The organism is uncultured Planococcus sp. (assembly GCF_947501725.1).
GTDB lineage: Bacteria > Bacillota > Bacilli > Bacillales_A > Planococcaceae > Planococcus > Planococcus donghaensis_C.
Map to the genome: position 1 here is coordinate 286,998 of NZ_CANMXD010000005.1, position 26,818 is coordinate 313,815.

The following is a 26,818-nucleotide window of genomic DNA, read 5'->3' on the forward strand; positions in this document are numbered from 1 at the left end:
TATTCTACAGTTATACCATACATTAGACAAGAAAACACATCCCTTTTGGAATGTGTTTACAACAATTCATGTGCTTTCTTGACCGTTTCATCAACCAATGATTCAGAAACTTCGGCGATTTCACTGCCTTCAGCACTGGATTGAAGATGGAATAAAAACTCAATATTGCCTTCCCCACCGGTAATCGGCGAAAACGACATGTTTTTTACATGAAATCCGGAATCAACTGCGAATTTACCGACTTTGTTCAATACATCGCGGTGTATTTTCGGATCGCGGATGATGCCTTTTTTCCCTACATTTTCCCTGCCGGCTTCAAATTGGGGTTTCACCAATGCAATAACATCGCCACCAGGTACCAGAACCTGCTTCAAGACCGGAAAAATAATGCGCAAGGAAATAAACGAAACATCGATCGTAGCAAACTCCGGAAGCCCTTGATTGAAATCTTCAGGTTTGGAATGGCGGAAGTTGACACGCTCCATTACGGTCACGCGTTCATCCTGCCGAATTTTCCAGGCCAATTGGTTATAACCGACATCAAGTGCATAGCAATGCTTGGCCCCGTTTTGAAGGGCGCAATCCGTAAATCCGCCCGTCGAAGAACCGATATCGAGCATCAGTTTTCCGTCAACCGATAAATCGAACTCCTGTAAGGCTTTTTCAAGCTTTAAGCCACCGCGGCTGACGTATTTCAAATCATTGCCTTTCATCTGCAGCGGAGCATCCTCCAGGATTTTTTCGCCAGGTTTGTTCATCCGTTCAGATCCTGAATAGATGATTCCGGCCATAATGGCCCGTTTTGCTTTTTCACGTGTTTCACAGATGCCCCGCTCGACTAACAGGACATCTACACGCTCTTTTTTAGGTTTGTTCATAGAATAGTCGAACCTGCCTGCGTTTTGGATTGCGTCCATTTCTTGACAACACGGACAACTTCATCGCTGTTCAGATGGATTTCATCCATCAATTCAGAGACGTCGCCGTGTTCGATGAATTGATCCGGAATCCCCAGACGGTCAATAACCGACTCACGATAATTATTATCTTGTGCAAATTCCAGAACAGCGCTCCCGAATCCGCCTTGAAGAACGGCTTCTTCAATCGTTACAACCGGTACTTTAAGTTCGAAAATGCTGTGAAGCATCGCCTCATCCATCGGCTTGATGAAACGGGCATTGACCACTTGTGCTGAAATGCCTTGCTCAAGCAATTGTTCTGCCGCATGCATCGCCATTGGAATGGTGGTACCAAATGTCAGGATTACCGCATCGGTTCCTTCGTTCAATACTTCCCATGAGCCGATCGGCAATGCCTGAAGCTCTTCGTCCATCGGTACGCCTAGGCCATTGCCTCTTGGATAACGGAGCGCAATCGGTCCGCCATTGTAATCAATTGCTGTTTTGACCATGTGCTGTCCTTCGTTTTCATCTTTTGGCATCATGATGACCATATTCGGCAAATGGCGCAGGAAAGCGATATCGAACACGCCCTGATGCGTTTCTCCGTCTGCTCCAACTAAGCCGGAACGATCGATCCCGATAAAGACATTCAAATTCTGGCGGCAAATATCGTGGACCACCTGATCATAAGCACGCTGCAGGAAAGTCGAATAGATAGCCAGGAACGGTTTCATGTCCTGAGTCGCAAGTCCGGCAGCCATCGTGGTTGCATGCTGTTCGGCAATCCCGACATCAAACATGCGGTCAGGAAATTCAGAAGCGAATCCTTCCAATTTAGATCCGACCGGCATAGCAGGCGTAATCGCCACAATCCGCTCATCCGTACGCGCCAGTTTGCGGACGGTTTCCGCCACAAGGCCGCTCCATGAAGGTGCTTTTGAAGAAGACTTCACTAAGTCGCCTGTCTCCATCTTATAGGGTCCGATTCCATGCCATGTGCCGATTGTATCCTGTTCAGCAGGCAGAAAGCCTTTGCCTTTTTTCGTAACGACATGAAGCAGGACGGGACCTTTTGTTTTCTTGGCATAACGCAGATTGTCTTCCAGCTCTTCCAGGTCGTGGCCATCGATCGGCCCCAGATAGGTGAAGCCCATTTCTTCGAAGAACATTCCGGAAACCACCAGGTATTTCAAGGAATCCTTAACGCGTTCAGCTGTAGACGCAAGTCTGCCGCCGACTGCCGGTACTTTCTTCAAAAGGTATTCCAAATCATCTTTGACTTTATTGTATTTTCCTGCAGTCCGCATACGGCCAAGCATGCTGTGCATGGCACCTACATTCGGGGCGATGGACATTTCATTGTCATTGAGGATGACAACCATATCTGTCTGCGCATGTCCGATATGGTTCAGTGCTTCAAAAGCCATACCGCCGGTCAAAGCTCCATCACCGATGATCGGGATGACGTGATTGCTGTCTTTTTTGATGTCGCGGGCTGCTGCCATTCCCATCGCTGCCGACAATGAAGTCGAGCTGTGTCCGGTTTCCCAGACATCATGGTCGCTTTCATTGCGTTTCGGAAAGCCGCAAAGGCCTTTAAATTGGCGCAATGTGTCGAATTGTCCAGCTCTTCCCGTCAGTATTTTGTGGACATAAGATTGATGTCCCACATCCCAGATAAATTTGTCCGACGGGCTGTCGAATACTTTATGCAGTGCAACTGTCAGTTCCACCACTCCAAGATTCGGACCGATATGCCCGCCTGTTCTTGATAAGTTCTCTATTAGAAACCGTCGAATATCTTCACTTAATACTTCAAGCTGCTTGGTAGTCAGCTCTTTTAAGAAAGATGGACCAGTAATCGAATGAAGATCCATTGCCATCACGCACCTTTTTATAGAAATTTTTCCTTCAGACTGTCTGTTCATATTATATCAATACATTGGGAATGTACAAATCAGAGCCTTTAAAATCAGCTTTTTCTTTCGACGATCAATTGAGTCAATTGCAGAAGCAATGATTTTTCACCGTTCAATTTCCCCAGTGCATTGATGGCTTCAGAAGCATGAAAGTCCAGCTTTTCTTTTGCTTTCGGCAATGTCAATATCCCCGGATAGGTGCTCTTTTCGCTGGATTCGTCTTTCCCCGCTGTTTTTCCCAGTTCCTGGGAAGTCCCAGTGACATCCAAAATATCATCCTGGATCTGGAAAGCAAGTCCTAGATGCTCTCCGAACCGGCTGAGTGCCATAATCTCTTCATTGGTCGCTTGAGCTAAAATACCACCGGCCAGAATGCTATAGGTCAGCAAAGCCCCCGTTTTCAAGCGGTGTACCTGCTCCAACTCTTCAAGCGTCAATTTCTTCTCTTCGCCTTCGATGTCCAGCACTTGGCCGCCTACCATTCCTTCAGCTCCTGAAGAAAGGCTCATCAAATCGATCAAGCGGATTTTATCGTCGCTTGAAACATTTTGCAGCCGTGCGATGATGCCGAAGCTGTAGGTCAACAATGCATCACCGGCAAGAATGGCGATGGCTTCACCGAACACTTTGTGGTTGGTCGGCATGCCACGGCGCAGATCGTCATCGTCCATGCTCGGCAAATCATCATGGATCAGTGAATAGGTATGGATCATTTCAATCGCAGCCGCCACTTTCAACGCATCCGGATGTTCCTGTCCGTTCAGTTCATGAAGTACTGCCAACAGCAGAATCGGACGAATCCGTTTTCCACCGGCCTGCAACGAATAATGCATCGATTCCTTCAGCGAATCCGGAATCGACAGAGACAGAATCTGCTCAGCCATTTCCTGTTGGATGAGCGGTTCGTAATGGGTGCGGAATTCGGTTAAGTTCATTTGGCATTCCCGTCCATTTCTATGTCAGCCGGCACTTCTTTGCCGTCTTTCATCATTGTCACCAATTGGCTTTCCGCGTTCTGTAATTTATCGTGGCAGACTTTAGAAAGCTCCATGCCTTTTTGGTAAAGTGTCAATGCCTGTTCAAGCGGTACATCCCCCTGCTCGAGCTGGCGGACGATTTCTTCAAGTTGTTCCATTGCATCATTGAACATGATTTTCTTTTCAGCCATCGTTTCGGTCTCCTTCGTTTGCTGGATTTATCTCATCGACAGTCGTCAGGATAGTGCCATCCTGCATCGCCATGGTCAGGCGGTCGCCCACCTTCACCTGCGATACACTTTTGACGACGGCTCCTTCTATATAAGGAATTGAATAACCGCGATCCATAATTTTCAGCGGACTCAGTGCATCTAATGTGCGGATTGCAGAAGACAGCTGCTGTGAGCGGTTCTTCAGCAATTGGTTAACTTGATAGTCAAGCCTTCTTGCAAGTTCCGCCACATCTGTCTCGGACTGCCGGATACGCTGAAGCGGCACACGTGATTTCAATTGCTGATCCAGCGTCCGATAGCGTTCTTTTGAACGGTTCAACTGCTGTAGGGATTCCCGCTGCAGTGAATCGGTGGCACGTTCGACGCGCTCGATGAACGGCCGGTACAAGCGCTCCGGATAAGCCAGTGGAAAAGATGAAGTCAACCGGTTCAAGGCCTGTTTTTGCTGGTTGACGGCCCCTGAAACAGTCCGGTACATCTGGCTGCGGTAACTTGTCACACGTTCCAGCAGCTCTGCCTGGCTGGGTACAGCCAGTTCTGCGGCAGCTGTAGGTGTCGGCGCCCGAAGATCCGATACGAAATCGGCGATGGTCGTATCCGTTTCATGGCCGATGGCAGAAATGACCGGTATGCGCGAGTCGAAAATGACCCGTGCTACGGCTTCTTCATTGAATGCCCATAAATCTTCAATTGACCCACCGCCTCGTCCAACGATCAATACATCAAAATCGCCTTTATTGGCGGATTGGATGGACTGGACGATCGATTGTGTCGCGCCTGCCCCTTGGACAAGTGTCGGATACAGCACGACATCCGCCAGCGGATAGCGGCGGTGCAGCGTGATGATGATGTCACGCACGGCAGCACCTGTCTGGGCAGTCACCACCGCAATCCGTTTTGGAAAACGCGGCAATGCCTGTTTATGGGAAGCTTGGAACAGCCCTTCTTTAGCCAACTTCTCTTTTAATTGTTCAAACGCCAGGTAATAATCACCGATGCCGTCAGCCTGCATCGACTGGGCATACAATTGATACTGGCCGGATGCCTCATAGACGGAGACATCTCCGCGGATCAGCACGGTCATGCCGCTTTCCGGTTTGAATTTCACGGACTTGGCGCTTGCAGAAAACATGACGCCCGGCAAACGGGCGGCATTGTCCTTTAAAGTGAAATAAATATGGCCGCTTGTATGGATTTTAACATTCGACAGTTCCCCTTTTACATAAACGTCGCGTAAATGGGGATCCGCATCAAATTTCTTTTTTATGTATTTGGTTAACGCTTTGACACTCAAGTATGGGTCGGTTGACACGCTTTCAACCCCTGTCTGTGAATTTAAAAAGCTGTCTTTCTTTCGAAAAACAGCCCTATTGCTCTTTATTTTACATGCTTATGCCTATTTTGTCTTTGATAACCCTTTTTCAGCGGATTCCAATGTATTTCCCATCAGCATCGCTATGGTCATCGGTCCGACGCCGCCAGGAACCGGTGTCACGAAGCTGGCGGTTTCCTGGACATCTTCGAAATCGACATCTCCACATAATTTTCCGTTTTCATCCCGGTTCATGCCGACATCGATGATGACTGCGCCCGGTTTGATGAAACTATGGTCGATGAATTTAGCTCTGCCGATCGCCGCAATCAGAATATCCGCCTGAGCCGTGAATTGTGCCAAATCCTTGGTTTTTGAATGGCAGTAGGTCACAGTCGCATCTTTCTGCAGCAGCAGCTGGCCGATCGGTTTACCGACGATATTGCTGCGGCCGATCACTACAGCATGTTTGCCTGCAGGGTCAATGCCATAATGCGACAACAATTCCATTATGCCGTGCGGGGTGCATGGCAGGAAGGCCTCTTTGCCGATCATCATATTGCCGACAGAAATCGGATGGAAGCCATCCACGTCTTTTTCGGGACTGATTGCTGAAATGACCTTGAATTCGTCGATTTGCTGTGGTAGCGGCAATTGGACAAGGATGCCATGGATTTCCGGATCCCGGTTCAAGTCATCTATTTTTGAAAGCAATTCCTGCTCGGTCAAGGTATCCGGAAACTGGTGGAGGTCTGAACGCATGCCAAGTGCCTCGCAGGTCTTTTTCTTGTTTTTTACATATGTAAGGGAGGCGGAGTTTTCTCCGACCAACACAACGGCAAGTCCAGGGATGATGCCCTCTTGCGCTAATTTTTCTACGCGTTCTTTTACCTGGACTTTAATTTTCTGGCTTACTGCTTTTCCATCAATCAATTTTGCAGTCATGTAAACTCCTCCAATTAATTTGCTGTTTCGTCAGTGAACTTCGACAGGACGCCGTTGACAAATCGGCTTGATTTATCGTCCCCGAAAGTTTTGCTCAGTTCAATCGCTTCGTTCATAATAACCCGTGATGGAGCGTCTTCCATATAGCCCAGTTCAAAGATAGCCATGCGAAGGATCGTCCGTTCGATCTTCGGCAGCCGCTCCAATGACCAGTTTTCCAGATGGCCGACAAGCTTTTCATCGATTTCCGCCATATTGGCATGGGTGCCCTGCACCAATAAATTATAGAAATTATCATTTTCTCCAGCCATCACATGATCCATAGCCTCATCGATGGTCAATTCAGTGCCCTCTAATTGAAATAAGGTCTGAAGCGCTTTTTCGCGTGCTTCGTGTCGTTTCATATTGTATCCGATCTCCTTTTCACAGCTAATTATCCCTCATTATACAGGTATTCCGGCTGAACTTCCATGTTTGAAATGTTCGGTCAATAGTTCATCTTCGTCCTTGAAGATCCGGTTTGTCGGAGGAATATTTTGGGTTTAGCCGGCAAAAACAAAGAGAAGGCTGCCCCAAAGCCATTGTAGGGGCCTTGGAGCAGCCTTGCTGCTTATTCTGCTGCTTGGGGTTCGAAATTGACGCCGGTAATATGGACGTTCACTTCCTGTGTTTGAAGTGAAGTCATATTTTCCAGTGTCTGCCGGACCTGCTCTTGAATCTTTAGAGCCGTCTTCGGAATCGATACACCGTAATTGATGACACAATAAACATCAATAGCCAAGCCTTCTTCAGACAAATCGGTTTTGATGCCTTTGCCATGGACTTTTTTTCCTAAACGTTCGACGACGCCAGACGCGAAATTGCCGCGCATACTGGCGACTCCCTCAATATCCGTCGCAGCGATGCTTGCAATGATTTCCAGAACTTCGGGAGCCACTTCGATATTGCCCAAATCCTGTGCTCCATGAGATTTCATGCGTACATAAGGTGCTATTTTTTCTGCCATTTGAAAAGCTCCTCCTTAAGATCCCAGCACATCGTATTTTTCAAGGAATTTCGTATTGAAATCTCCTGATTTGAATACTTCGTGATCCATCAGTTTCAAATGGAATGGAATCGTCGTAAACACACCTTCGATAACGAATTCGTCCAACGCGCGTTTCATTTTCGCTACCGCTTCTTCACGTGTATCGGCGAATGTGATCAATTTCGCCACCATGGAATCATAATACGGCGGAATGGTATATCCCGAGTACATGGCAGAATCGATTCTTACACCCATGCCGCCCGGTGGAAGGTACATATCGATTTTTCCTGCTGATGGCATAAAGTTCTTAGCCGGATTTTCCGCATTGATGCGGCATTCGATCGACCAGCCTTTAAACGTCACGTCTTCCTGAGAGTAGGCTAGTGTTTCGCCTGACGCAACCCGCAATTGCTGTTGGATCAGGTCAATCCCTGTAATCATTTCCGTCACCGGATGCTCTACCTGGATGCGTGTGTTCATTTCCATGAAATAGAATTTCTGGTTGACGGCGTCAAAGATGAATTCCACTGTTCCCGCTCCACGGTAATTGACCGCCAAAGCAGCTTTAACCGCCGCGTCACCCATTTCTGCACGCAATTCAGGCGACAAAGCCGGTGATGGCGCTTCTTCAACCAATTTCTGCATGCGGCGCTGGATGGAACAATCACGCTCGCCTAAATGAATGGCATTGCCATGGGAATCGGCAAGCACCTGGATTTCGATGTGGCGGAAATCCTCGATGAATTTCTCGATATAGACGCCTGGATTGCCGAAAGCTGCTGCCGCTTCTTTCTGCGTCATGTTCAGGCCAGTGATGAAATCTTCGCGTGTACGTGCTACGCGGATTCCTTTTCCGCCGCCTCCAGCCGTTGCTTTGATGATGACCGGGAATCCGAGTTCATCTGCAATGCGCAGCCCATCTTCTTCACTGGCTACGATGCCGGTAGAACCTGGTACGACAGGCACTCCTGCTTTGCGCATCGTTTCACGTGCCACATCCTTTGTACCCATACGCGAAATCGCATCCGCTGTCGGGCCGATGAACATGATGTCGCAAGCTTCGCATAGTTCCGCAAAGCTTGCGTTTTCAGCTAAAAATCCGTATCCCGGATGAATGCCGTCGCAATTTGTCAGTTTGGCAACCGACATGATATTGGAAAAGTTCAGATAGCTGTCTTTCGATAATTTTGGTCCGATGCAATACGCTTCGTCTGCCAATTCGACATGGAGCGCTTCTTTATCGGCTTCTGAGTATACAGCGACCGTCTCGATATCCATCTCTTTGCAGGCACGGATGATCCGGACCGCAATTTCGCCACGGTTTGCAATCAATACTTTTTTCATCGTCTTCATCGCCATCTCCCCTTTCCTCAGTTTGCTTTCACGAGGAATAAAGGTTGGCCATATTCCACAAGCTGTCCGTCTTTTACAAGAATTTCAGCAATTTCTCCATCCACTTCCGCTTCGATTTCATTGAATAATTTCATCGCTTCGACGATGCAGACAACTTGGTCCGCACTTACTTTAGTTCCCGCCTGTACATAAGCAGGTTCATCCGGTGATGGAGATTCGTAGAAAGTACCGACCATTGGAGACAGGATTTTGTGGTATTCCGAGTCGTTGTCAGCTGGTATTTCTGGTGCTTCCTGAGAAACCAGCTCTTCAGCCTTCGGTTCTTTTACCGGTGCAGGAGCATTTGGTGATTCTACAGCTTTTGGTGCCTGGGGTGTCTGGATGGATGAGCTGGCGCTTGGTTGAACTGTGCCTGAACCACTCTTTTTCATCTTGACTTTGACGCCTTCAAATTCATAAGAGAACTCTTCGATAGATGATCCATCGACCAATTTGATAATTTCACGGATTTCTTGAATTTTCATATTCATCCTACTCCCCTAATTATGTATTTTACTGATTCCTATTCCATTTTAGACTTATTTAGTCTATTTTGAAACACTAAATCTGATTTTTTAAAAAAAGGCCTCTCAAAAAGAGGCCTTTTTTCTTTGCTTATTGAGCTCTCGAAACATACGAAGAATCAGTGGTATTGATGATCAGATGGTCGCCTTCGTTAATGAAGAATGGCACCTGAACCGTCAATCCTGTCGATAATTTCGCCGGTTTCGATCCGCCGCTTGCTGTATCGCCTTTAATGCCCGGATCCGTTTCAACCACTTCAAGGACCACTGTATTCGGTAATTCAACACCAAGAACTTCTCCCTGGAATTGAATCACTTGAACTTCCATGTTTTCCTGAAGAAACTTCAATTCGTATTCAATGTTCTTTTCAGGCAATTCGATCTGGTCGTAAGTTTCTGTATCCATGAAGGCATGCATGTCGCCATTAGCATACAAATATTGCATCTTGTTGTTGTCGATCTGTGCTTTTGCAACTTTTTCACCTGCACGGAATGTTTTTTCTGTGACACTACCTGTACGCAGGTTGCGAAGCTTCGAACGCACGAATGCCGCGCCTTTGCCCGGTTTTACATGCTGGAATTCCATAACGCGCCAAATTCCGCCATCCACTTCAATTGTGACACCTGTTTTAAAATCGTTTACTGAAATCATAATAGTTCCTCCGTTTGTTATAAAATGCGTAGCTCTTTTGTGGAGTTAGTCAACCGTTCATTTCCTGACTCGGTTATCAGTATATCATCTTCAATACGAACTCCGCCAACTCCTGGCAGATAAATGCCCGGTTCCACCGTTACAGCCATCCCAGGCTCCAGAATCGTTTCCGATCTGAATGACAAGCCGGGGCTTTCGTGGACTTCCAAACCGATGCCATGGCCTGTAGAGTGTCCAAATGCCTCGCCATAGCCTTTTGACTTGATAAAATCGCGCGCAATTGCATCTGCCTCTATACCACTCATACCTGGGCCGATTTTTTCAACGCCTAATTCCTGCGCTTTCAATACAATATCATATATTTCTTTCAACTGCGCAGAAGGTTCGCCAACTGCGACCGTACGGGTGATGTCTGAGATATAGCCATTATAGAGTGCGCCAAAATCCAATGTGATCATATCGCCATCTTCAATAACTTTGTCCGTGGCAACGCCATGGGGCAGTGCTGAACGGAGACCCGAAGCCACAATGACGTCAAAACTTGAAGATGTGGCTCCCTGTTTTCTCATGAAAAATTCCAATTCATTGGAGACGTCAAGTTCAGTCAGCCCTGGACGGATAAATCCGCAAATATGTTCGAAGGCGTCATCCGCAATTTTAGCGGCGGCTTTTAGAACAGCGACTTCTTCGGGTGTTTTGACCATCCGGATCTTCTCGATCAAATTGCTGATGGGTTCCATTTCCACTTCCACTTTCTCTTTATATTGCAAGGCTGTAGCATATGTCATGTAATCCTGTTCAAAAGCAAGCGTTTTGATGCTTAAGGAGTCAATCACCTGCACCGCTTCGTCCATAAGATTTTTTTTGGCTTGGACCACTTCAAACTCTTTGACCTGGACACTGGCCTGTTCGGTATAGCGGAAATCTGTAATGAAAACAGCTTTGTCCTGAGTAACAAGCGCCAGTCCGGCTGTGCCGGTAAATTCAGTTATGTAGCGCAGATTAAAAGGGCTGGTGACGAGGACCGCCTCCACATCCCGGCGTTTCATTTCAGTGCGTAATTTTTGAAGTTTCAATCGATTCATCCTCTCTCTTGTCTTAAAAGCAGCGCATGCAGCGCCAGTTTGTAAACATCCTGTCCTAATCCCACAATCTGCCCGATCGTAACTGGAGAAATGTAGGAATGATGGCGGAATTCTTCCCGTTTATGGACATTCGATATATGTACTTCGATTACAGGAACCTCGATAGCGGCAATGGCATCCCGGATAGCGATGCTGGTGTGTGTATAAGCCCCCGCATTCATGACGATGCCGGATAGTGCTTCATCGCCGGCTCCGTGAATCCAGTCGATCAATTCTCCTTCATGGTTCGACTGCCGGCAAATCAATTCGATATTGTGATGATAGGAGAATTCCACCAGATCCTGTTCCAGCTCTTCCAGCGTAAACGTTCCATAGGATTCTTTCTCCCGCTTGCCCAAACGATTTAAATTAGGGCCGTTCAAAACCAGCACACGCATTCAACCTTCTCCTCCCCTGACACATTCTTCATTATTTTAACATATCGGAACAATCGAGCAAATATTACGAAAAGCGGAAACGGCCGTTAAGCTCCGAAAGGCATAAGACAATCTGGCGAAGCGGCGTACTTTGCCGCACAGCCAGAGTGGCTTATGACCCGAGGAGTTGGCCGTTGGAGCTGGACACTGAAATGCGGAAACAGCCGTTTAGCCCCGACAAGCGCTGGAAGGCTCACCGGTAATGGCGCCCTTTGCCATTGTCGGTGAGCCTGAAGCGACTCGAGGGGCTGGCTGCTGCAGCTGGACACTGAAAAGCGGAAGCAGCCGTTTAGCCCCGACTAGCGCTGGAAGGCTCACCGGTAATGGCGCCCTTTGCCATTGTTGGTGAGCCTGAAGCGACTCGAGGGGCTGGCTGCTGCAGCTGGACAACAAGAAATGCGGAAGCGCCTGTTCAGAACCGACAGGCATAAGACAGATCAGCAGTATAGCGCACTTTGCCACGCAGCTGGGCTGGCTTATGACCCAAACCTTAAATCAGCTCCATTAAATCAATGCATAAAAAAAGCGCGATGGCTGCTCGGCCATCGCGCTTTTCATCTTATAATCCGCATTTCAATTGAGCGTTGCAGTTGGTGCAGGTATTGCAGCCGCCCATTTCTTCCACTGTACCTTTACGGCAGACTGGGCATGTATCGCCCACTTCAGAACCGATCGTTACATTGGTTGAACGGAGATCCTGGATCGTGTCGATCAGGACGATCGGACGCTTGCTAGTTTCTTCCGGCTGATCCTCTTCTTCAAAGGTATTGTCTTCAGCTTTCAGTGTCAGAACCTGTGAGTCCCGGCTGCCGTCGACATATACTGTACCGCCTTTTGCTCCGCCTTTATACAGACGCTCATATACGCCTTCCACCTGTTCGACTGTGTAGCCGCGTGGTGCATTGACGGTTTTCGAGATCGAGGAATCGATCCAGCGCTGGATGATGCATTGAACATCCGCGTGTGCTTCCGGCGCCAAATCCATCGATGTAACGAATGCCTTCGGCAAGTTCTCTTCGTCCGCTTCGGGATTATTCTTCAAGTATTCACTGACGATGTCAGCTTTGACCTCGATGAATTTCCCGAGGCGGCCGCTGCGGTAGTAGGTGAATGAATAATAAGGTTCCAGTCCGGTCGAGACGCCTACCATTGTTCCGGTAGATCCTGTTGGCGCCACCGTCAATAGATGTGAATTACGGATGCCTTTTTCCAGGATCGCTTCACGGACGTGTTCCGGCATATCCTGCATAAATCCGGTTTCTGTGAAAGCTTTGCGGAGTGCCGCTGTTTCATCATCGGTTTTGCCGACTAGGAATGGGAAACTGCCGCGTTCTGCTGCCAAGTCAGTCGAAACCTCATAAGCTGCAGTAGCGATTGTCTTGAAAATCTCATCCACAAGCTCATTGCCTTCCGGAGATCCATATTCCTTGTCGCAATAGATCAACAGATCAGCAAGGCCCATTACGCCAAGCCCAACACGGCGTTCTCCAAGTGCCTGTACTTCGTTTTCCTCAAGGAAGTATGGAGTTGCATCGATGACATTGTCCTGCATACGGACACCGACACGTACCGTTTCCTTCAAAGATTCAAAATCGACTTGCTTCGTCTTCGGATCTGCGAACTGAGCCAAGTTGACTGCAGCCAGGTTACAGACGGAATAAGGTGCCAAAGGCTGTTCGCCGCAAGGGTTCGTTGCAACGACTTTTTGTCCGTAAGCTGCAGCATTTGTTTTTTCATTGGCGTTATCGATAAAGAAAATGCCTGGCTCCGCTGAGTAGGTCGCACAGATATTGATCAGGTTCCATAGCTCCCGCGCTTTCATTGTACGGTAAACACGTACACCGTGGCCCATGCGTTCCCATTCACGAACATCGCCGACTTCCTGCCACTGTTGATTGTAGATAGCCATCTCTTCTTTGGAATAAGATTCTACAGCCGGGAAACGAAGGTCGAAATCCGCATCGTTTTCGACTGCTGTCATGAAGTCGCTTGTCAAAGTGACTGAGATATTGGCGCCTGTCAAAAATTCTTCGTTATGGACTGTATAAGTTCCGCCATCCCGCAACTTCGTTTCCGCATCACGCATGATTTTCTCGTTGAATCCGCCCATTCCAGGAATCGCACGGTAATTCAGAATCCCTTGGTACATCGCTTCTTCCTGCTCTGTCAAAGGCTTGAATTTCAATTTATCATGAGCCAATTTCTTGATGGTCTCATCTTCGGTATTTTCGATCAAATAACGCAAAATGCGTGGATTCTGCATTTTCGAGATGATGAATTCCGCGATATCCGGATGCCAGTCGGCAAGCATGATCATCTGTGCTCCGCGGCGTGAACCACCCTGCTCGACAAGATGCGTCAGTTTAGCGATATCATCCAACCAGGAAACAGAACCAGACGATTTGCCGTTGACTCCGCGAGCCAATGTGTTGCGCGGACGAAGTGTCGAACCATTGGTGCCGACACCGCCGCCGCGGCTCATGATTTCCATCACCTGTTTGCGGTGATCGGAAATGCCTTCGCGTGAATCTGCTACAAACGGCATAACGTAACAGTTGAAATACGTCACGTCGGTATCTGCGCCTGCTCCATACAGTACACGGCCAGCGGGAATGAATTTCAATCCAACCAATTGCTGGTAGAATTTCTCGAACCACTCCTGACGTTTTTCCGGAGTTTTCTCGACTGACGCAAGGCCTGTTGCATTACGTTTCGCAATCTGCTCGTAAAACACTTCAAGCGGCTTCTCAATCACTTCGATCGGACGATTGACGATGCCAGCCTGCTGCTCTTCCGGTTTGTCGATTGCGCTTCTGTAATCTTCCTCGATCCAGACCTGCGCTTTATTGGACTGCTTATCGATGGAAACGATATAGCCGAGTCCACGTGCCGGGAATTTCGGATCTTCTTTGACAGTCAAGACGACGAAATCGCCTGCCTTGAGCGTCTTTTTCTCCGTATCCTTAAAAGAATAACGGTCGATCATCACGAGGCGTGATACACCTTTATGCGTCAATTTCATATCCGGAGTAATTGCGTGCACTTGCGGGAACGTTTCGATATCTTCGTTTAACGCTCTTGAATTCAATGAATACTGGGATTGTGTGGCGGAAACCATTTGACAATTCCTCCTTCGTGTTATATGGAGTTAGATACTATATATAGTATTACTTCAATTCCCAGCATACTACATGTTGAAACTTCTTTTCAATAACAATTTTCTGATGGAAATTTTTCATGTGATGGAAAGCTTTATTTACCAGCGTTTCCATCTTTGGAAATCTCTAAAATGAGCCAAAAGACTCTCACGCCCGGAAATTCCACTCAGCATTGGCGTATTTTTTTTCTTCCAAAGCCTTGACATCTGCCAGTTGCTGCTCAGACAAATGATAAGGTTGCAGATCGATGGACAGCGCCTGCTCAAATCCAGACTTGAATGCCCGGACGCATTCTTCAGCTGTAGCGGGCTCCTCGCGCAGGGAGTTGATCGACACCGCTTTTTCAGGGATTTTTGCGCGCATCCGTTCTTTAGCCTGTTCGCTTGAAAATTTGAAAACCGATAGGAGCTTTTCAGCATCCAGATCTATCAGTATAGCACCATGCTGCAAAATGACACCTTTTTGGCGTGTCTGCGCACTGCCTGCGACTTTTTTTCCTTCGACGACCATTTCATACCAGCTTGGCGCATCAAAACAAACAGCTGATTTCGGTTTTTTCAGATCCGCCCGCTTCTCATCTGTATCCGGTACAGAGAAATAAGCATCCAGTCCCAAGTTCTTGAAGCCTTCCAATAAACCTTCACTTAATACACGATACGCTTCCGTAACCGTTTCCGGCATATCCGGATAATCTTCACTGACGATGATGCTATATGTAAGTTCATGCTCATGGAGAACCCCCCTGCCTCCTGTCGGCCGGCGGACAAATCCAAGACCGAGCCGGTTGACGGCTTCCATGTCAATTTCCTTTTCCACTTTTTGAAAATAACCGATTGATAGGGCAGCAGGCTGCCAGCTGTAAAAGCGGATGACCGGCGGAATCAATCCTTCACTGTGCCAGTTCAATAAGGCTTCATCAAGGGCCATATTGAACGAAGGGCTGCTCGCACCTGAATTTATAAAAACCCATTTTGGATATTTCACAAGATCGCCTCCTATTTCCGCTAATTAGTGTAACATTGGCATTGAATATCCGTCATCTCTTCTTTTATAATAAAAGAAGATGAGAAAGGGGCAAGAACATTGGAATTTCTGTACATCGCAATCGCCATACTGCTGGCAATCATCATTTACGCGGTAATTTCTTATTTCCGCATCAAAAAAGCTGTCACTAACCTGACACAGGAACAATTTATCGAAGGCTATCGCAAAGCCCAGTTGATCGACGTCCGTGAGCCGAAAGATTTTGCGGCTGGCCACATCCTGGGAGCACGCAATATTCCCCAATCGCAATTGCGTCAGCGCTATAAGGAAATCCGCTCGGACAAGCCGGTTTATTTATATGACCAGAACGGGGCACGCAGCGGCCGCGTCGCAATTTTCCTGAAGAAGAAAGGCTATAACCACTTGTTCCAATTGCAGGGCGGTTTCAAGCAATGGACCGGAAAAATCAAATCCAAAGCTTAAACTTAAAGAACTCTTCCAGAAATGGAAGGGTTCTTTTCTATCTCACTTTGATTGCGTTGAAGAAATCATGTGAAACCTTCCAAGCTTTTTCTTCGCGATAAAACGATACGGGAAATGCTTCCTCATCATTTGGACATCGGCACAGGCCCCCAAACTCGCCCTAAAACTGTCCGCTGTCGTTTCTGACGGGTTCTGGACTATTGGGGAGACAAACAACTGCCCATCACCATTTAAACAGCTATCCGTTTGATTTGACGACAATTTCAGCCAGGCACAATGCACGGGAAAACCACAAGACGAAAGTCGACACACAAAAAATAACCGGAACGCTCCAATTTGGCTCATCGGTTTTATTGCTGCACATAAGAAAAAGGCGCGGAGGCTGAACAGCTTCCACGCCTTTTTAAAGATATTATTCGTCTTTATAGTAACGAAGCACGGGCTTGCGCGCAGCTTTCGTTTCGTCCAAACGGTTGATTACCGTGGTATGCGGTGCATTTTGGACGATTTCAGGATTTTCTTCCACTTCTTTGGAAATCTGGATCATCGCATCGATGAAGGCATCCAACGTTTCTTTGGACTCAGTTTCCGTCGGTTCGATCATCATGCCTTCCTCCACATTCAATGGGAAGTAGATCGTTGGCGGATGGTAGCCGAAGTCAAGCAGGCGTTTTGCCATATCCAATGTACGGACACCCAATTTTTTCTGGCGTCGGCCGCTCAATACGAATTCATGCTTGCAATGGCGGTCGTACGGCAAATCGAAATGAGGCTGCAGTCTGCGCATCATATAGTTGGCATTCAATACTGCATATTCCGTCACTGCCTTCAGGCCATCCGGCCCCATGGAACGGATATACGTATAGGCACGTACGTTGATGCCGAAGTTGCCGTAGAAAGGCTTGACGCGGCCGATTGAATCCGGGCGGTCATAGTCGAACGTATAGGCATCGTCTTTTTTCACCAATACCGGTTTCGGTAAATATGGAAGCAAGTCATTTTTCACGCCGACTGGACCAGATCCAGGTCCGCCTCCGCCGTGAGGTCCAGTGAATGTCTTGTGGAGGTTCAAGTGAACTACGTCAAAGCCCATGTCTCCCGGACGTGCTTTTGACATAACTGCATTCAAGTTGGCGCCGTCATAATACAACTTGCCGCCGACCCCGTGGATGATGGCTGCCATTTCAAGGATCTGCTCTTCAAACAAGCCAAGTGTATTCGGATTTGTCAGCATCAATGCTGCCGTATCGTCTCCGACTACACGCTTCAGGTCTTCGAGATCTACAAGTCCCTGATCGCTTGACTTAACGGTTACGGTTTCGAATCCAGCAACGGTCGCTGACGCCGGATTGGTACCATGTGCCGAATCGGGAACGATAACTTTCGTTCGTTTCAAGTCGCCCCGCGCTTCATGGTAGGCACGGATCATCATCAATCCGGTCCATTCCCCGTGTGCACCCGCAGCTGGCTGTAACGTAACTTCGTCCATGCCAGTGATTTCTTTCAGATGCTCCTGCAGATCGAACATCAAAGCAAGAGCTCCTTGAACCGTTTTTTCATCCTGCAATGGATGGATGTTTGCGAATCCAGGGAAACGCGCAACGGTTTCGTTGATTTTCGGATTGTATTTCATGGTGCAGGAGCCCAGTGGATAGAAACCTGAATCCACGCCGTGGTTACGGTTGGACAAGGCTGTGTAATGGCGCATAATGTCTAGTTCCGATACTTCAGGCAGTTCAGCTGCCTCCGTACGGATCAAATCAGCCGGCAAGAGCTCACTCAAGTCGACTTCCGGTACGTCAAGCGTCGGCAGGCTGTAGCCAACGCGGCCTTCTTTGGTCAATTCAAAAATTAGCGCTTGGTTGTCCTTATGCATGAGTAGCCCCCACTTCCTGCACTTTTGCAGCAACTTCCTGCACAAATGCATCGATTTCTTCTTTTGTCCGTTGTTCAGTGACTGCAACCAGCATATGGCCCTCGAGTTCATCATAGCTCAATCCAAGATCATAGCCGCCGATCATGCCTTTTTCAAACAAGCGGTCGTTCAACTGTTTGACAGGCTCTTTTGTTTTCACGACGATTTCATTGAAATGGGCGCCTTCAAATGCAATTTCAAGACCCGCTTTCTTCAATTGCTGCTTCATATAATGGGTTTTCACGATATTTTGTTTGGCGATTTCCTGTGTTCCGACTTTGCCGAGTGCCGTCATGGCAACTGACGCAGCCAATGCATTCAAGGCTTGGTTCGAGCAGATATTGGACGTCGCTTTGTCGCGGCGGATATGCTGTTCACGCGCCTGCAGGGTCAACACGAATCCCCGGCGGCCTTCTTCATCCGTCGTTTCGCCGACCAAACGGCCCGGTACTTTGCGCATCAATTTTTTCGTGACGGCGAAATAACCGCAATGAGGCCCGCCATATGCTTCCGGAATACCGAAAGGCTGTGCATCGCCCACTGTGATATCTGCTCCGAGCTGGCCCGGGGAAGTCAGTGCGCCAAGTGCCAACGGATTGGAAGAGACGGACAATAACGCGCCGGCTTCATGGACGATCGGTTCGATTTCCTTCAGGTTTTCAACTTGTCCGAAGAAGTTAGGGTATTGGATCATCACTGTTGCGACGTTTTCATCGATCATCTCTTTTAATGCATCCAGATCGGTATGGCCGTCCTTCAATGGAATTTCAATAACATCAATGGATTGGCCCAGCGCATAGCTGCGGACAACAGCACGCGACTCCGGATGGACTGCATTTGATACCAGAATTTTTTTGCGTTTTGTGTGCCCTGCAGCGAGCATTCCAGCTTCGGCGAGTGCCGTTCCGCCGTCATACATGGAAGAGTTGGCGATGTCCATGCCCGTCAATTCGCTGATCATCGTCTGGAATTCGAAGATTGCCTGCAACTCACCCTGAGAGATCTCAGGCTGGTAAGGCGTATAAGCTGTATAGAATTCAGAACGCGAAATCACATGATCCACGATGATCGGCTTGTAATGGTCGTATACGCCAGCTCCAAGGAAAGAAGCATATCGGTTGGTGTCGGCATTTTTTGCCGCGAGTTGAGCCAATTCCTTTGTCAATGAAGACTCTGATTTGGCTGCTTTGATGTTATACTCGCCTTTAAAACGAACTTTTTCCGGGATATCCGAAAACAATTCATCGATGGATTCGATGCCGATCGTTTCCAGCATTTCTTTTTCGTCTTGAGAAGTCATTGGTAAATAGCGATGTTTCATCGAGTGCTGTCCCCTTTTCAAGTTAGATTAGTTGGATCGTTTATAAAATGGTGTTTCCACTGTTTTCGCTTTTAATCGTTTGTTACGAATTTCAACTTCCAGTTCGATTCCCACTTCAGCCCATTCACTTGAAACCAAAGCCAGCCCGATGTTTTTTTTCAAGGTCGGCGATTGGGTGCCTGTAGTCACTTCTCCGATTTTTTGGTCTCCTGCGTAAACCGCATAACCATGGCGTGGAATGCCTTTGTCGATCATTTCAATGCCCACCAATTTACGCGGGACTCCTGCTTCTTTTTGCTCGGCCAATGCTTGTTTGCCGATGAAATCCTGTTCTTTCTTCAATTTCACCACAAAGTTGATCCCGGCTTCAAGAGGCGTAATGTCTTTTGACAATTCCTGCCCGTACAAAGCAAGGCACGCTTCAAAACGCAACGTATCACGGGCACCAAGACCTACCGGAACAACTCCTTCCGGCTGTCCTTCAGACAAGATTTTTTCCCATAGAACGGCCAGCGCTTCAGGTGCTGCATAAATTTCAAAGCCATTTTCCCCGGTATAGCCGGTGCGGGATAAAATGACCTGTTGTCCAGCCACTTCGACATCCTGTTTAAAGCGGAAAGGTTTGATTGCCGAAAGGTCTTCCTCTGTCAGGCGCTGAAGCACTGCTTCAGCCAAAGGACCCTGCAATGCCAATAAACCATAACGGTCAGAAGCGTTGTCCAATGCCACGTTGCCTGTTTTGGCCTGTTCCATCCAAGCGAAATCCTTTTCGATATTGGACGCGTTAACGACTAATAGATAATTCTCATCGGCCAACTTATAAACCAATAGATCGTCCACGGTACCGCCATCTTCGTAGCACATCGCTGTGTACTGCGCCTGCCCATCCTGGATTTTGGACACATCATTTGTTACGAGATGCTGGAGATAGTCTAAACTGTCTGCTCCTGTGACGAAGATCTCACCCATATGCGATACATCAAAAAGTCCTGCTTTTGTTCTGACCGCTTCATGTTCTTCCTTGATGCTCGAAAATTGCACAGGCAGTTCCCAACCACCAAAATCAATTGTTTTGCCACCATATTTCGAATACGTTTCAAACAGAGGTGTACGCTTTAACTGTGCCAATGATTTTCCTCCTCATTTTTCAAAACCCTTCCGGCCAGCTTCACTACGAGTCTGGACACGAAAAAAGGACAGAGATTTCCCTTTAAAGGGAAATCTCTGTCCTGGAACCTGAAAGTTTACCATAATGGCTTTCCTCGTTGGTAGCTGACATGCAGCATTCTCCAGAGATGCGTCCTGTACGAGTCTTTTTGCCTGAGAGATTCATAACTTCTGTTACTTGCTCCTTCGGCGACGCATGTGCGTTCTCTCCCCATACAATCATCCGCCCAAATCAAAATTGATTGGTCCAAACCGTTATACAGAATAGTATAACTTTGAATATATCCTAACATTGAAAGAGAGAAAGCGCAAACTTTTTTCTTTAGAAGGGCAAAAGGCGAATGATTTGATTTATCGAAATCAAATCATTCGCCTTTTAAACGTTTTACTTGAAAAGCAGCGTATTGCGTAATCTGGCGCAAGGTCCGGTATTCTGTCCGGATGGTGATATGCGCCGTTTGTTTATAATCCCGGTAGCGTGCTTTATGCAACGCTTCAATTTCGTCACGAGTGGATTGGCGGACAATCGGACGATTCGGATCCCGGTGAATCCGTCGCCAGATTTCGCGGAACGGCGCATCCAAAAATAACACCAAACCCGTATTCCTCATGATTTTCTGGTTTTCTTTCCGCATGGTGACGCCGCCGCCCGTGGAGATGATGCAATAATCGTTTTTAAAATTTTGCAAAAACTGCGTTTCCAGTTCCCGAAAATATTCTTCGCCATGCTGCTCGAAAATTTCCGGAATCGTTTTCCCTGTCTGTCGGACGATTTCTTTGTCCATATCGTAGAAGGGCAGTTTTAACAGGAAGCTCAACCTCCTGCCGACCGCGCTTTTCCCGCAGCCCATGAATCCAATCAAATATATTCTGTTCATCCTACCCACCCGATACTTACCTCTACTCAGGTATTTTTTTTTGCTCATTTTCCATTAGTAGTTGTATCGTAGCATGTCTATGCATATTTTCCAAACCATCATACGTTTTATATTGGATGGAATAGAGCATCAGGGTGTGGGATAACAGCATCAGGGCCGACAGGAAAAAGACGGCTGAAATGGGATAGACGGCACCTTTCTCGTTATTGAGGCTGCGTAAAAACATACTCCGCCTCTTCCAGGCTGCCTGTGGTGAACTCAGTACGGACCTTCAGCGTATTCCCAGCCAATGAGAAATGGCAGGACCGTACGCGGGTCAACATGACTTCGTGGCCTTTTCTATCTTTTTGTTTGCGGATCATATCGGTATACACTTCAATATCAAATTCCTCCCCCATCTGGACAACACGGATTCCGCTTCCCCCATTGATGATTTCGAGCGAATCGCTGTTGTTCAGGTAACTCTGTAGATCGATCGCGAACAATTGCCACTCAACCTGGTGTGGATCCAGGTCTTCAGTAAAACTGAGTGCGAAACTGTAGAACAATACGATCAGCGGCAGCATCGTCAGCAGCACCAGCATGTCGAATATCGACGTGATAAATGAAAAGCCTTGTTCATCCAACCGGTTTATTCGGCGCATAGCCGCTCCGCTTGCCCTTTGTAATCAGTATAATCGACACAAAGCCCACCAGCCATCTCCCAGCTGTAGACGATCCCGTTGACCGTCCGCTGTCCGTTTGATGCACCAGTCGAACTTATCTCCCTCGCCGCTTCATGCAGGGTTTCGTATGCGCTGACGCGTTCTTTTTTCTCCTCCAGATTTCGCTGCATGTTGAGCATGATCGGTAGCAGACTGCCGAAAATGATGAAGACCATGAACAGGCTGACCATGGTTTCCGCCCAGGAAATTCCTTTGTCATTCAGAAAAAACCACTCTCCCTTTCCCGAGATGGACGACTACTGTCTTTTCCCCGCTACTCGTCGCAAAATGGAATGTCCCGGACTGGACGACTGAGCCGTTAGAATTGAAGTAAATTTCATTGAGGTTGCTGGTTTTCTTTAACGTCACTGTATCCGGAAGTTTTCTGGATACAACGACCGATTGCAGATCTGTGAATATTTCGTAGCTTCCTTTAGGTTCCCTGAAAATGATTTTTGCGGTCTGTTTTGAAGCGTAGCTTTGGCTCTGTACGAAATAAACGTCCTGCTGCAGGACCTCAAAAAAACGCTGTTCTTCTTTTTGGACCAGCCGGTTTTGATAACCCGGAATTGAGATTGCGACAATTGCCATCAGCACAGTGAGCACCAGCAGCATCTCCAGCAGCGTAAAACCCTGTTCTTTTAGGATGATTTTGTGGATGTCACCACTCCATCAACCGAAATAGTCACGACATCACCGTTCGGGCAATCTGTTTCCCCCGTTTTCAAATACCCTTCTGACACCAGATCCGTTAACGTCGGAACCACTTTCAGGTCCATTCGATAAGATTCGACCTGCCCCTGGACCATCTGAACAAATGCTTTGCAGCCTTTTTCATCAACTGCCGATGATTGTTTCGTGACGTTGGGAATCGCAATTGCAATCAGTACAGTGATGATCAGCATAACAATCAACATTTCAATTAACGTAAATCCTTTTTGGTTTTTTAATAAGCGCATATTCTTCCTCCTCAAATGGTATGGACCAGGTTATACATCGGCATCAGAATCGCCAGATAGGCGCCTACGATGCAGACAGCGATTATAATGAAAAAGCTCGGTTGGATAATGCGCAGCAAGGCTTGCGTCTGTTGCTCGATCCGCTCCATCAGCACTTCGCTGTATAGAATCAACTCTTTCCCCAAATAACCCGTCATTTCACCATGTTGGACAAAAGCGGGCATATCTCTGGACACAAACGAAAAATGTTCAAGCGATGTGGAGAATGTCTGTCCCATCATCAATTCTTCATGGGACAGCCGTGTCATGAACTGGATGATCTTATGATAATTCTGGCGCTGCAGCAGGTCGAGCGACTCCTGCATGGAAATGCCACTATGCAGCAAAGTTCCAAGTTCACGCGCCAGCAGATGCGACCAGTACAGCTTCATGAAGCTTCGAAGAACTGGGATGGCAAGCAGCCAGTCGATTTGTTTTTGAATCGCCTGCCGCTTCAAAAGCATTCTGAAGGCATAGACCGAAATGGCCATGGCCGCAAAAATTCCAATGAAAAAGTCAGGCAGACTCAGCAAATAGGCCGGAACGCCTGAACCTTCCTCTCCTGATTGAAGCGACTCCATCATCTCGGTCAGATTCGGCACATAGCTGGTGCGGAAAAACAGGAACAGCACAGAAGTGAAAATCAGCAGGGATACCGGATAGATTAAAATGTTCTTCAACTTTTTCTGCACCTGTTCGGTTCGCGCAAAACTTTTTGCAATGCTGTCAATCGATTCCGGCAAGCGGCCATGATATTCCGCAATTTCAACCGGAAACAGCACATGGTCTTTAAATCCTAAGAATTTCAGAATTTCAGCCGCATTGCCTCCACCTTTCAAGATATCGGTAATGCCGTCCAAAGTTTCCTGCAGCTTTGTGGTATGCATCGGCAGCAACAGACTGAGCGCTACCGGCAGCAGGTAGCCTTCTTTCATCAGGACAGCCAGACGTGTCAGGAATTGCTCGCGGTCACGAAGACGGATCTTGTCTGAGTGCATAGGAAGCTTGAATCGCACCGATCTTCACCCCTTCCCGGACTTGTCCATCAAACGTCAAATAACTCGGCAATGTATAGGATTGTTTCAAAACCGCAGACTGCAGAGCCTCTTCGAGCCGCTCGCCATCAAGGATTTCATAGAGGGCACGATGGCAAGGCTCTGATTGCCCAATGTCCGAAAACATCGGAATGATCTTTTGGGCCGACACCGCAATCAGCGTTTGGGCCATGTCTTCAAACGACACGCCGAGATCACGCAATCTGTGCAGACAGCCGACCGAATGCCTGGCATGGATGGTCGAAAAGACTAAATGCCCCGTCAAGGCCGCACGAACCGCAATTTGGGCTGTTTCAGCGTCCCGTATTTCTCCGATCATGATGATGTCCGGGTCGTGCCGGAGAATCGCCTTTAACCCTGCAGAGTAGCTGAGACCGGCTTTCTCGTTCACCTGAATCTGCAGAATGGACTGGTTTTTGCGCTCCACCGGATCCTCAAGGGTGATGATATTCCGATTCAGCTTTTCAGCACAATGTTTCAACAACGAATATAAAGTGGTCGATTTTCCGCAGCCGGTTGGTCCCGTAAACAAAATAAGCCCCTGGGACGCTTCGGACAACTTTTCCAGCAGGCGCGCCGAGTCACGGAAAGCTGCCAGTTGATGGATGGATTGTGTATTGTCGTCCGGCATGATCCGGATGACGATGCTTTCCTTGGTCAATACGGAAGGCAAGGTCGAAATTCGAAAATAATGGGATAGCTGATCGATGGGAAGTTGAAATGAGCCGGTTTGGGGTTTTCTTCTTTCACTCATATCTAAAAGGGATAGGTATTTGAAATAAGCGATCATGCGATCACCCAAATCAAAGGGGAGTTGTGTCACTTGCCGCAAGTTTTGGAACGAACGGTAAGAAACGGTGTAGCAGGATGGTTCGGGTTTGATGTGGATGTCTGTCGTGCCATTTTTCGCCGCGTCGTGCAAAAGTTCAACACAGCGGCGTTCGATTATCGATTGCATATCCACCTCCTGTTTCGGTTTGAACAAAGGCTGCTTCTCTGTTCCCACATAGTATAACCGGCTCTTTTTGAGAAAGGAATATTATTCGCCAAAATAAAAATTTGAACCCCCGATACGCGCCAAATCCTATTTTTGGAGCCCATTGACTTTGGCTTCTTAAGAATCGATCTGGGCCTTTTTCGCAGAAACGATCTGTCGGCTGCAGCCGTCCACCTGTTTGTCACAAAGAAAGATGAACTCGCTGTTTACACACTCACTCTATTTCCTATATAATAAATAAGAGATTATTGTGTTGTGGCAAAGGAGGGATTACCCATGAATAATATGTTTAAATTAATGGGATGGTGGACTGGTATATTTGCAGTTCTCTTTTATGTAGGCGATATGGTTGAAGTATCATTATTAATGGTCGCTAACACCGGATTTTTTGTTCTTCTTGGATTCTTAAATATTTCTGAACGTATGTACTTGTATATTTTTGGCGCCTATCTAACAGTATTTTTCGTAGGCTTCACTTATTACTCTACGTTCATCCACGTTCCTGGTGCTGGACATTAATCAAAATTAAATTAAAAAATAAAAGGTCTATTGGATTTCTCCAATAGACCTTTTATTTTTTTTGACAGTTTGCTGATGGCTTAAAAGCCATTAAGGAACGGGTTGCTGTTCATTTCCTGCTGTGGGGTCGTTTCCGGGCCATGGCCTGGATAGAGGATCATATGTTCAGGAAGTGTCAACAGCGAGTCGTGGATGGACTTCAACAGCTTTTTCTCGGAACCATCTATCAGATCCGTGCGCCCGATGCTTCCGCGGAACAGCGTATCGCCGACAATAGCAAATCCTTCATTGCCAAATGAAAAGCTTACACTGCCAGGGGAATGCCCAGGAGTATGGAAAATATCCATCTGGAAAGAACCGATCTGCAGGTGCTTCTCATTTGTCAGCAGGACATCTGCGTCTTTAATCCGGTAATCGGGCAATGCGGCATACTTTCCTGAACCGTTTAAATTTGGCTTGCCCAGCCAGTCCTTCTCCAGATCGTGCAAATAAACCGGAATCGAATAACGCTCCCTTATCTCATCGACTGCTCCGATATGGTCGAAATGGGCATGCGTCAACAAAATCGCTACAGGCTTCAGGTTCTTCTTTTTCAACAGCGCATGGATTCTGGCACTTTCTTCCCCGGGATCGAAAATCAGGCATTCCTTCCGATCGTCCGAGATAATGTAACAGTTGGTCTGGACAGGTCCCAGCTCCAGTTGGTCGATTTTCAACATCTTCTTCACCTCCCTTCGATTATAACACGCCGCATATTGCAGGACTGTCAAGATAATGACACTTTTTGTCCTCGACAAAGCAGCGAATTATCTTTACAATATAAAGAGAACAAAGCGGCACTGGCTGTTTAAGTTGAAGGGAGTGTCATCGATGAGTTGGATGTTAATGGTTATTTTTGGACTTATTGCAATTCTTGCAGCTGTCGGCACCATACAAACGCTTAAAAACAAAGAAGTCCTCGGGTTTCTTTTTAACTTTGGGACGTTTGTAATTTTTGGCGGCTTCACTATTGCTACACTTATCACGCAAGGTTATCCACCAGCACTTCATTAATCAAGAAAAAGCTGATGCCGTCAAACGCATCAGCTTTTTTCATGCAAAAAAAGAGAGGGCACAGTTGATCCGCGCCCCATTTAGTGGACAGTTTATAAAAAAAGGTACCCTGCAGCTAGGCTGCGATCAGATGACTTCGGTA

30 protein-coding genes and 1 riboswitch are annotated in these 26,818 nt (G+C 47.4%); of the genes, 4 read left to right on the forward strand and 26 right to left on the reverse strand.

Annotated elements, in window-relative coordinates; translation table 11 throughout:
• Positions 1-56: 56 nt before the first annotated feature.
• The 15 genes from Q0785_RS10005 to Q0785_RS10075 all read right to left on the reverse strand — a co-directional run bounded on the left by Q0785_RS10005 (position 57) and on the right by Q0785_RS10075 (position 15,529).
• The gene (locus Q0785_RS10005) at positions 57-878 is read right to left on the reverse strand and encodes a TlyA family RNA methyltransferase (RefSeq protein ID WP_223637788.1); all 822 of its coding nucleotides are present in this window, start codon (positions 876-878) and stop codon (positions 57-59) included.
• Positions 875-2,779: a 1-deoxy-D-xylulose-5-phosphate synthase gene (dxs, locus tag Q0785_RS10010; RefSeq protein WP_223638462.1), complete on the reverse strand. Its 1,905-nt coding sequence runs from the start codon at positions 2,777-2,779 to the stop codon at positions 875-877. The genes Q0785_RS10005 and dxs overlap by 4 nt, the downstream gene beginning before the upstream one ends.
• Positions 2,780-2,874: 95 nt before the next feature.
• The gene (locus Q0785_RS10015; protein WP_298829276.1) at positions 2,875-3,756 is read right to left on the reverse strand and encodes a polyprenyl synthetase family protein; all 882 of its coding nucleotides are present in this window, start codon (positions 3,754-3,756) and stop codon (positions 2,875-2,877) included.
• Positions 3,753-3,989 carry an exodeoxyribonuclease VII small subunit gene (gene xseB, locus Q0785_RS10020; RefSeq protein WP_142827851.1) on the reverse strand — a complete coding sequence of 79 codons (237 nt, stop codon included), beginning with the start codon at positions 3,987-3,989 and terminating at the stop codon, positions 3,753-3,755. The genes Q0785_RS10015 and xseB overlap by 4 nt, the downstream gene beginning before the upstream one ends.
• The gene (gene xseA / locus Q0785_RS10025; RefSeq protein ID WP_298829278.1) at positions 3,982-5,343 is read right to left on the reverse strand and encodes an exodeoxyribonuclease VII large subunit; all 1,362 of its coding nucleotides are present in this window, start codon (positions 5,341-5,343) and stop codon (positions 3,982-3,984) included. Before xseA ends, xseB begins: the two co-directional genes overlap by 8 nt.
• A gap of 84 nt (positions 5,344-5,427) precedes the next feature.
• Positions 5,428-6,288, reverse strand: a complete 861-nt coding sequence (gene folD / locus Q0785_RS10030; RefSeq protein WP_298829280.1) for a bifunctional methylenetetrahydrofolate dehydrogenase/methenyltetrahydrofolate cyclohydrolase FolD — start codon at positions 6,286-6,288, stop codon at positions 5,428-5,430.
• A 14-nt stretch (positions 6,289-6,302) separates the two neighbouring features.
• Complete coding sequence (gene nusB / locus Q0785_RS10035) at positions 6,303-6,692, reverse strand: transcription antitermination factor NusB (RefSeq protein ID WP_223637800.1); 390 nt, start codon at positions 6,690-6,692, stop codon at positions 6,303-6,305.
• A 206-nt stretch (positions 6,693-6,898) separates the two neighbouring features.
• On the reverse strand, positions 6,899-7,294 hold the full coding sequence (locus Q0785_RS10040; RefSeq protein ID WP_223637803.1) for an Asp23/Gls24 family envelope stress response protein: 396 nt from the start codon (positions 7,292-7,294) through the stop codon (positions 6,899-6,901).
• A gap of 15 nt (positions 7,295-7,309) precedes the next feature.
• Positions 7,310-8,659: an acetyl-CoA carboxylase biotin carboxylase subunit gene (gene accC, locus Q0785_RS10045; RefSeq protein ID WP_298829355.1), complete on the reverse strand. Its 1,350-nt coding sequence runs from the start codon at positions 8,657-8,659 to the stop codon at positions 7,310-7,312.
• A gap of 26 nt (positions 8,660-8,685) precedes the next feature.
• Positions 8,686-9,192: an acetyl-CoA carboxylase biotin carboxyl carrier protein gene (gene accB / locus Q0785_RS10050; protein ID WP_298829288.1), complete on the reverse strand. Its 507-nt coding sequence runs from the start codon at positions 9,190-9,192 to the stop codon at positions 8,686-8,688.
• 130 nt (positions 9,193-9,322) lie between these two features.
• Entirely contained in the window at positions 9,323-9,883 is a 561-nt protein-coding gene (gene efp / locus Q0785_RS10055; protein WP_223637816.1) for an elongation factor P, read from the reverse strand.
• Between the two features lie 17 nt (positions 9,884-9,900).
• Positions 9,901-10,968 (reverse strand): Xaa-Pro peptidase family protein, encoded by a 1,068-nt coding sequence (locus Q0785_RS10060; RefSeq protein ID WP_298829293.1) that lies wholly within the window; start codon positions 10,966-10,968, stop codon positions 9,901-9,903.
• The gene (gene aroQ, locus Q0785_RS10065) at positions 10,965-11,405 is read right to left on the reverse strand and encodes a type II 3-dehydroquinate dehydratase (protein WP_298829295.1); all 441 of its coding nucleotides are present in this window, start codon (positions 11,403-11,405) and stop codon (positions 10,965-10,967) included. Before aroQ ends, Q0785_RS10060 begins: the two co-directional genes overlap by 4 nt.
• A 598-nt stretch (positions 11,406-12,003) precedes the next feature.
• Positions 12,004-14,562: a vitamin B12-dependent ribonucleotide reductase gene (locus Q0785_RS10070; protein WP_298829297.1), complete on the reverse strand. Its 2,559-nt coding sequence runs from the start codon at positions 14,560-14,562 to the stop codon at positions 12,004-12,006.
• A gap of 187 nt (positions 14,563-14,749) precedes the next feature.
• On the reverse strand, positions 14,750-15,529 hold the full coding sequence (locus Q0785_RS10075) for a biotin/lipoate A/B protein ligase family protein (protein WP_298829356.1): 780 nt from the start codon (positions 15,527-15,529) through the stop codon (positions 14,750-14,752).
• A 156-nt stretch (positions 15,530-15,685) separates the two neighbouring features.
• On the opposite strand from Q0785_RS10075, the gene Q0785_RS10080 reads away from it, so the two are divergent.
• Entirely contained in the window at positions 15,686-16,069 is a 384-nt protein-coding gene (locus Q0785_RS10080; protein WP_223637828.1) for a rhodanese-like domain-containing protein, read from the forward strand.
• A gap of 412 nt (positions 16,070-16,481) precedes the next feature.
• Here the strand turns inward: Q0785_RS10080 and gcvPB are convergent, their stop codons facing one another.
• From gcvPB to comGA, 10 genes are all read right to left on the reverse strand, one after another.
• The gene (gcvPB, locus tag Q0785_RS10085; protein WP_298829301.1) at positions 16,482-17,945 is read right to left on the reverse strand and encodes an aminomethyl-transferring glycine dehydrogenase subunit GcvPB; all 1,464 of its coding nucleotides are present in this window, start codon (positions 17,943-17,945) and stop codon (positions 16,482-16,484) included.
• Positions 17,938-19,305 (reverse strand): aminomethyl-transferring glycine dehydrogenase subunit GcvPA, encoded by a 1,368-nt coding sequence (gene gcvPA, locus Q0785_RS10090; protein ID WP_298829303.1) that lies wholly within the window; start codon positions 19,303-19,305, stop codon positions 17,938-17,940. The genes gcvPB and gcvPA overlap by 8 nt, the downstream gene beginning before the upstream one ends.
• Before the next feature lie 27 nt (positions 19,306-19,332).
• Positions 19,333-20,433: a glycine cleavage system aminomethyltransferase GcvT gene (gene gcvT, locus Q0785_RS10095; RefSeq protein WP_298829305.1), complete on the reverse strand. Its 1,101-nt coding sequence runs from the start codon at positions 20,431-20,433 to the stop codon at positions 19,333-19,335.
• A gap of 170 nt (positions 20,434-20,603) precedes the next feature.
• Positions 20,604-20,695: riboswitch (glycine riboswitch) on the reverse strand.
• A gap of 142 nt (positions 20,696-20,837) precedes the next feature.
• Entirely contained in the window at positions 20,838-21,350 is a 513-nt protein-coding gene (locus Q0785_RS10100) for a shikimate kinase (RefSeq protein ID WP_223637853.1), read from the reverse strand.
• A gap of 203 nt (positions 21,351-21,553) precedes the next feature.
• Positions 21,554-21,994 (reverse strand): competence type IV pilus minor pilin ComGF, encoded by a 441-nt coding sequence (gene comGF / locus Q0785_RS10105; RefSeq protein ID WP_298829309.1) that lies wholly within the window; start codon positions 21,992-21,994, stop codon positions 21,554-21,556.
• Positions 21,982-22,245 carry a hypothetical protein gene (locus tag Q0785_RS10110; protein ID WP_298829311.1) on the reverse strand — a complete coding sequence of 88 codons (264 nt, stop codon included), beginning with the start codon at positions 22,243-22,245 and terminating at the stop codon, positions 21,982-21,984. Before Q0785_RS10110 ends, comGF begins: the two co-directional genes overlap by 13 nt.
• A gap of 25 nt (positions 22,246-22,270) precedes the next feature.
• Positions 22,271-22,714: a competence type IV pilus minor pilin ComGD gene (comGD, locus tag Q0785_RS10115; protein ID WP_366522834.1), complete on the reverse strand. Its 444-nt coding sequence runs from the start codon at positions 22,712-22,714 to the stop codon at positions 22,271-22,273.
• The gene (gene comGC / locus Q0785_RS10120; protein WP_298829313.1) at positions 22,696-23,013 is read right to left on the reverse strand and encodes a competence type IV pilus major pilin ComGC; all 318 of its coding nucleotides are present in this window, start codon (positions 23,011-23,013) and stop codon (positions 22,696-22,698) included. The genes comGD and comGC overlap by 19 nt, the downstream gene beginning before the upstream one ends.
• A gap of 11 nt (positions 23,014-23,024) precedes the next feature.
• A complete protein-coding gene (comGB, locus tag Q0785_RS10125) occupies positions 23,025-24,068 on the reverse strand; it encodes a competence type IV pilus assembly protein ComGB (RefSeq protein ID WP_298829315.1) in 1,044 nt (347 codons plus the stop codon).
• A complete protein-coding gene (gene comGA, locus Q0785_RS10130; RefSeq protein WP_298829317.1) occupies positions 24,022-25,065 on the reverse strand; it encodes a competence type IV pilus ATPase ComGA in 1,044 nt (347 codons plus the stop codon). The genes comGB and comGA overlap by 47 nt, the downstream gene beginning before the upstream one ends.
• 315 nt (positions 25,066-25,380) lie before the next feature.
• Here comGA and Q0785_RS10135 point away from each other — a divergent pair, with 315 nt between their 5' ends.
• Positions 25,381-25,623, forward strand: a complete 243-nt coding sequence (locus Q0785_RS10135) for a DUF2626 domain-containing protein (RefSeq protein WP_006830462.1) — start codon at positions 25,381-25,383, stop codon at positions 25,621-25,623.
• Positions 25,624-25,703: 80 nt separating this feature from the next.
• On the opposite strand, the gene Q0785_RS10140 is transcribed toward Q0785_RS10135, so the two are convergent.
• Positions 25,704-26,342, reverse strand: a complete 639-nt coding sequence (locus Q0785_RS10140; RefSeq protein ID WP_298829333.1) for an MBL fold metallo-hydrolase — start codon at positions 26,340-26,342, stop codon at positions 25,704-25,706.
• Positions 26,343-26,493: 151 nt separating this feature from the next.
• On the opposite strand from Q0785_RS10140, the gene Q0785_RS10145 reads away from it, so the two are divergent.
• Both Q0785_RS10145 and Q0785_RS10150 read left to right on the forward strand, forming a co-directional pair.
• Entirely contained in the window at positions 26,494-26,676 is a 183-nt protein-coding gene (locus Q0785_RS10145) for a DUF2759 domain-containing protein (RefSeq protein ID WP_298829335.1), read from the forward strand.
• Positions 26,633-26,818: hypothetical protein (locus tag Q0785_RS10150; RefSeq protein WP_298829336.1), on the forward strand; the 186-nt coding region annotated here is incomplete at its 3' end. The genes Q0785_RS10145 and Q0785_RS10150, both read left to right, overlap by 44 nt.

What these genes read in the sequence shown, in the direction of transcription:
- Q0785_RS10060 (WP_298829293.1), bottom strand. Translation starts at nt 10,968, where the DNA reads ATGAATCGATTGAAACTTCAAAAATTACGCACTGAAATGAAACGCCGG.
- comGA (WP_298829317.1), bottom strand. Translation starts at nt 25,065, where the DNA reads ATGCAATCGATAATCGAACGCCGCTGTGTTGAACTTTTGCACGACGCG.
- comGC (WP_298829313.1), bottom strand. Translation starts at nt 23,013, where the DNA reads ATGCGCTTATTAAAAAACCAAAAAGGATTTACGTTAATTGAAATGTTG.
- nusB (WP_223637800.1), bottom strand. Translation starts at nt 6,692, where the DNA reads ATGAAACGACACGAAGCACGCGAAAAAGCGCTTCAGACCTTATTTCAA.
- accB (WP_298829288.1), bottom strand. Translation starts at nt 9,192, where the DNA reads ATGAAAATTCAAGAAATCCGTGAAATTATCAAATTGGTCGATGGATCA.
- Q0785_RS10110 (WP_298829311.1), bottom strand. Translation starts at nt 22,245, where the DNA reads ATGGTCAGCCTGTTCATGGTCTTCATCATTTTCGGCAGTCTGCTACCG.
- aroQ (WP_298829295.1), bottom strand. Translation starts at nt 11,405, where the DNA reads ATGCGTGTGCTGGTTTTGAACGGCCCTAATTTAAATCGTTTGGGCAAG.
- efp (WP_223637816.1), bottom strand. Translation starts at nt 9,883, where the DNA reads ATGATTTCAGTAAACGATTTTAAAACAGGTGTCACAATTGAAGTGGAT.
- Q0785_RS10075 (WP_298829356.1), bottom strand. Translation starts at nt 15,529, where the DNA reads ATGGCCCTTGATGAAGCCTTATTGAACTGGCACAGTGAAGGATTGATT.
- Q0785_RS10145 (WP_298829335.1), top strand. Translation starts at nt 26,494, where the DNA reads ATGAGTTGGATGTTAATGGTTATTTTTGGACTTATTGCAATTCTTGCA.
- folD (WP_298829280.1), bottom strand. Translation starts at nt 6,288, where the DNA reads ATGACTGCAAAATTGATTGATGGAAAAGCAGTAAGCCAGAAAATTAAA.
- Q0785_RS10135 (WP_006830462.1), top strand. Translation starts at nt 25,381, where the DNA reads ATGAATAATATGTTTAAATTAATGGGATGGTGGACTGGTATATTTGCA.
- dxs (WP_223638462.1), bottom strand. Translation starts at nt 2,779, where the DNA reads ATGGATCTTCATTCGATTACTGGTCCATCTTTCTTAAAAGAGCTGACT.
- Q0785_RS10015 (WP_298829276.1), bottom strand. Translation starts at nt 3,756, where the DNA reads ATGAACTTAACCGAATTCCGCACCCATTACGAACCGCTCATCCAACAG.
- gcvPA (WP_298829303.1), bottom strand. Translation starts at nt 19,305, where the DNA reads ATGAAACATCGCTATTTACCAATGACTTCTCAAGACGAAAAAGAAATG.
- gcvPB (WP_298829301.1), bottom strand. Translation starts at nt 17,945, where the DNA reads ATGCATAAGGACAACCAAGCGCTAATTTTTGAATTGACCAAAGAAGGC.
- comGF (WP_298829309.1), bottom strand. Translation starts at nt 21,994, where the DNA reads ATGCGCCGAATAAACCGGTTGGATGAACAAGGCTTTTCATTTATCACG.
- Q0785_RS10005 (WP_223637788.1), bottom strand. Translation starts at nt 878, where the DNA reads ATGAACAAACCTAAAAAAGAGCGTGTAGATGTCCTGTTAGTCGAGCGG.
- Q0785_RS10140 (WP_298829333.1), bottom strand. Translation starts at nt 26,342, where the DNA reads ATGTTGAAAATCGACCAACTGGAGCTGGGACCTGTCCAGACCAACTGT.
- Q0785_RS10100 (WP_223637853.1), bottom strand. Translation starts at nt 21,350, where the DNA reads ATGAACAGAATATATTTGATTGGATTCATGGGCTGCGGGAAAAGCGCG.
- accC (WP_298829355.1), bottom strand. Translation starts at nt 8,659, where the DNA reads ATGAAAAAAGTATTGATTGCAAACCGTGGCGAAATTGCGGTCCGGATC.
- xseB (WP_142827851.1), bottom strand. Translation starts at nt 3,989, where the DNA reads ATGGCTGAAAAGAAAATCATGTTCAATGATGCAATGGAACAACTTGAA.
- Q0785_RS10070 (WP_298829297.1), bottom strand. Translation starts at nt 14,562, where the DNA reads ATGGTTTCCGCCACACAATCCCAGTATTCATTGAATTCAAGAGCGTTA.
- Q0785_RS10040 (WP_223637803.1), bottom strand. Translation starts at nt 7,294, where the DNA reads ATGGCAGAAAAAATAGCACCTTATGTACGCATGAAATCTCATGGAGCA.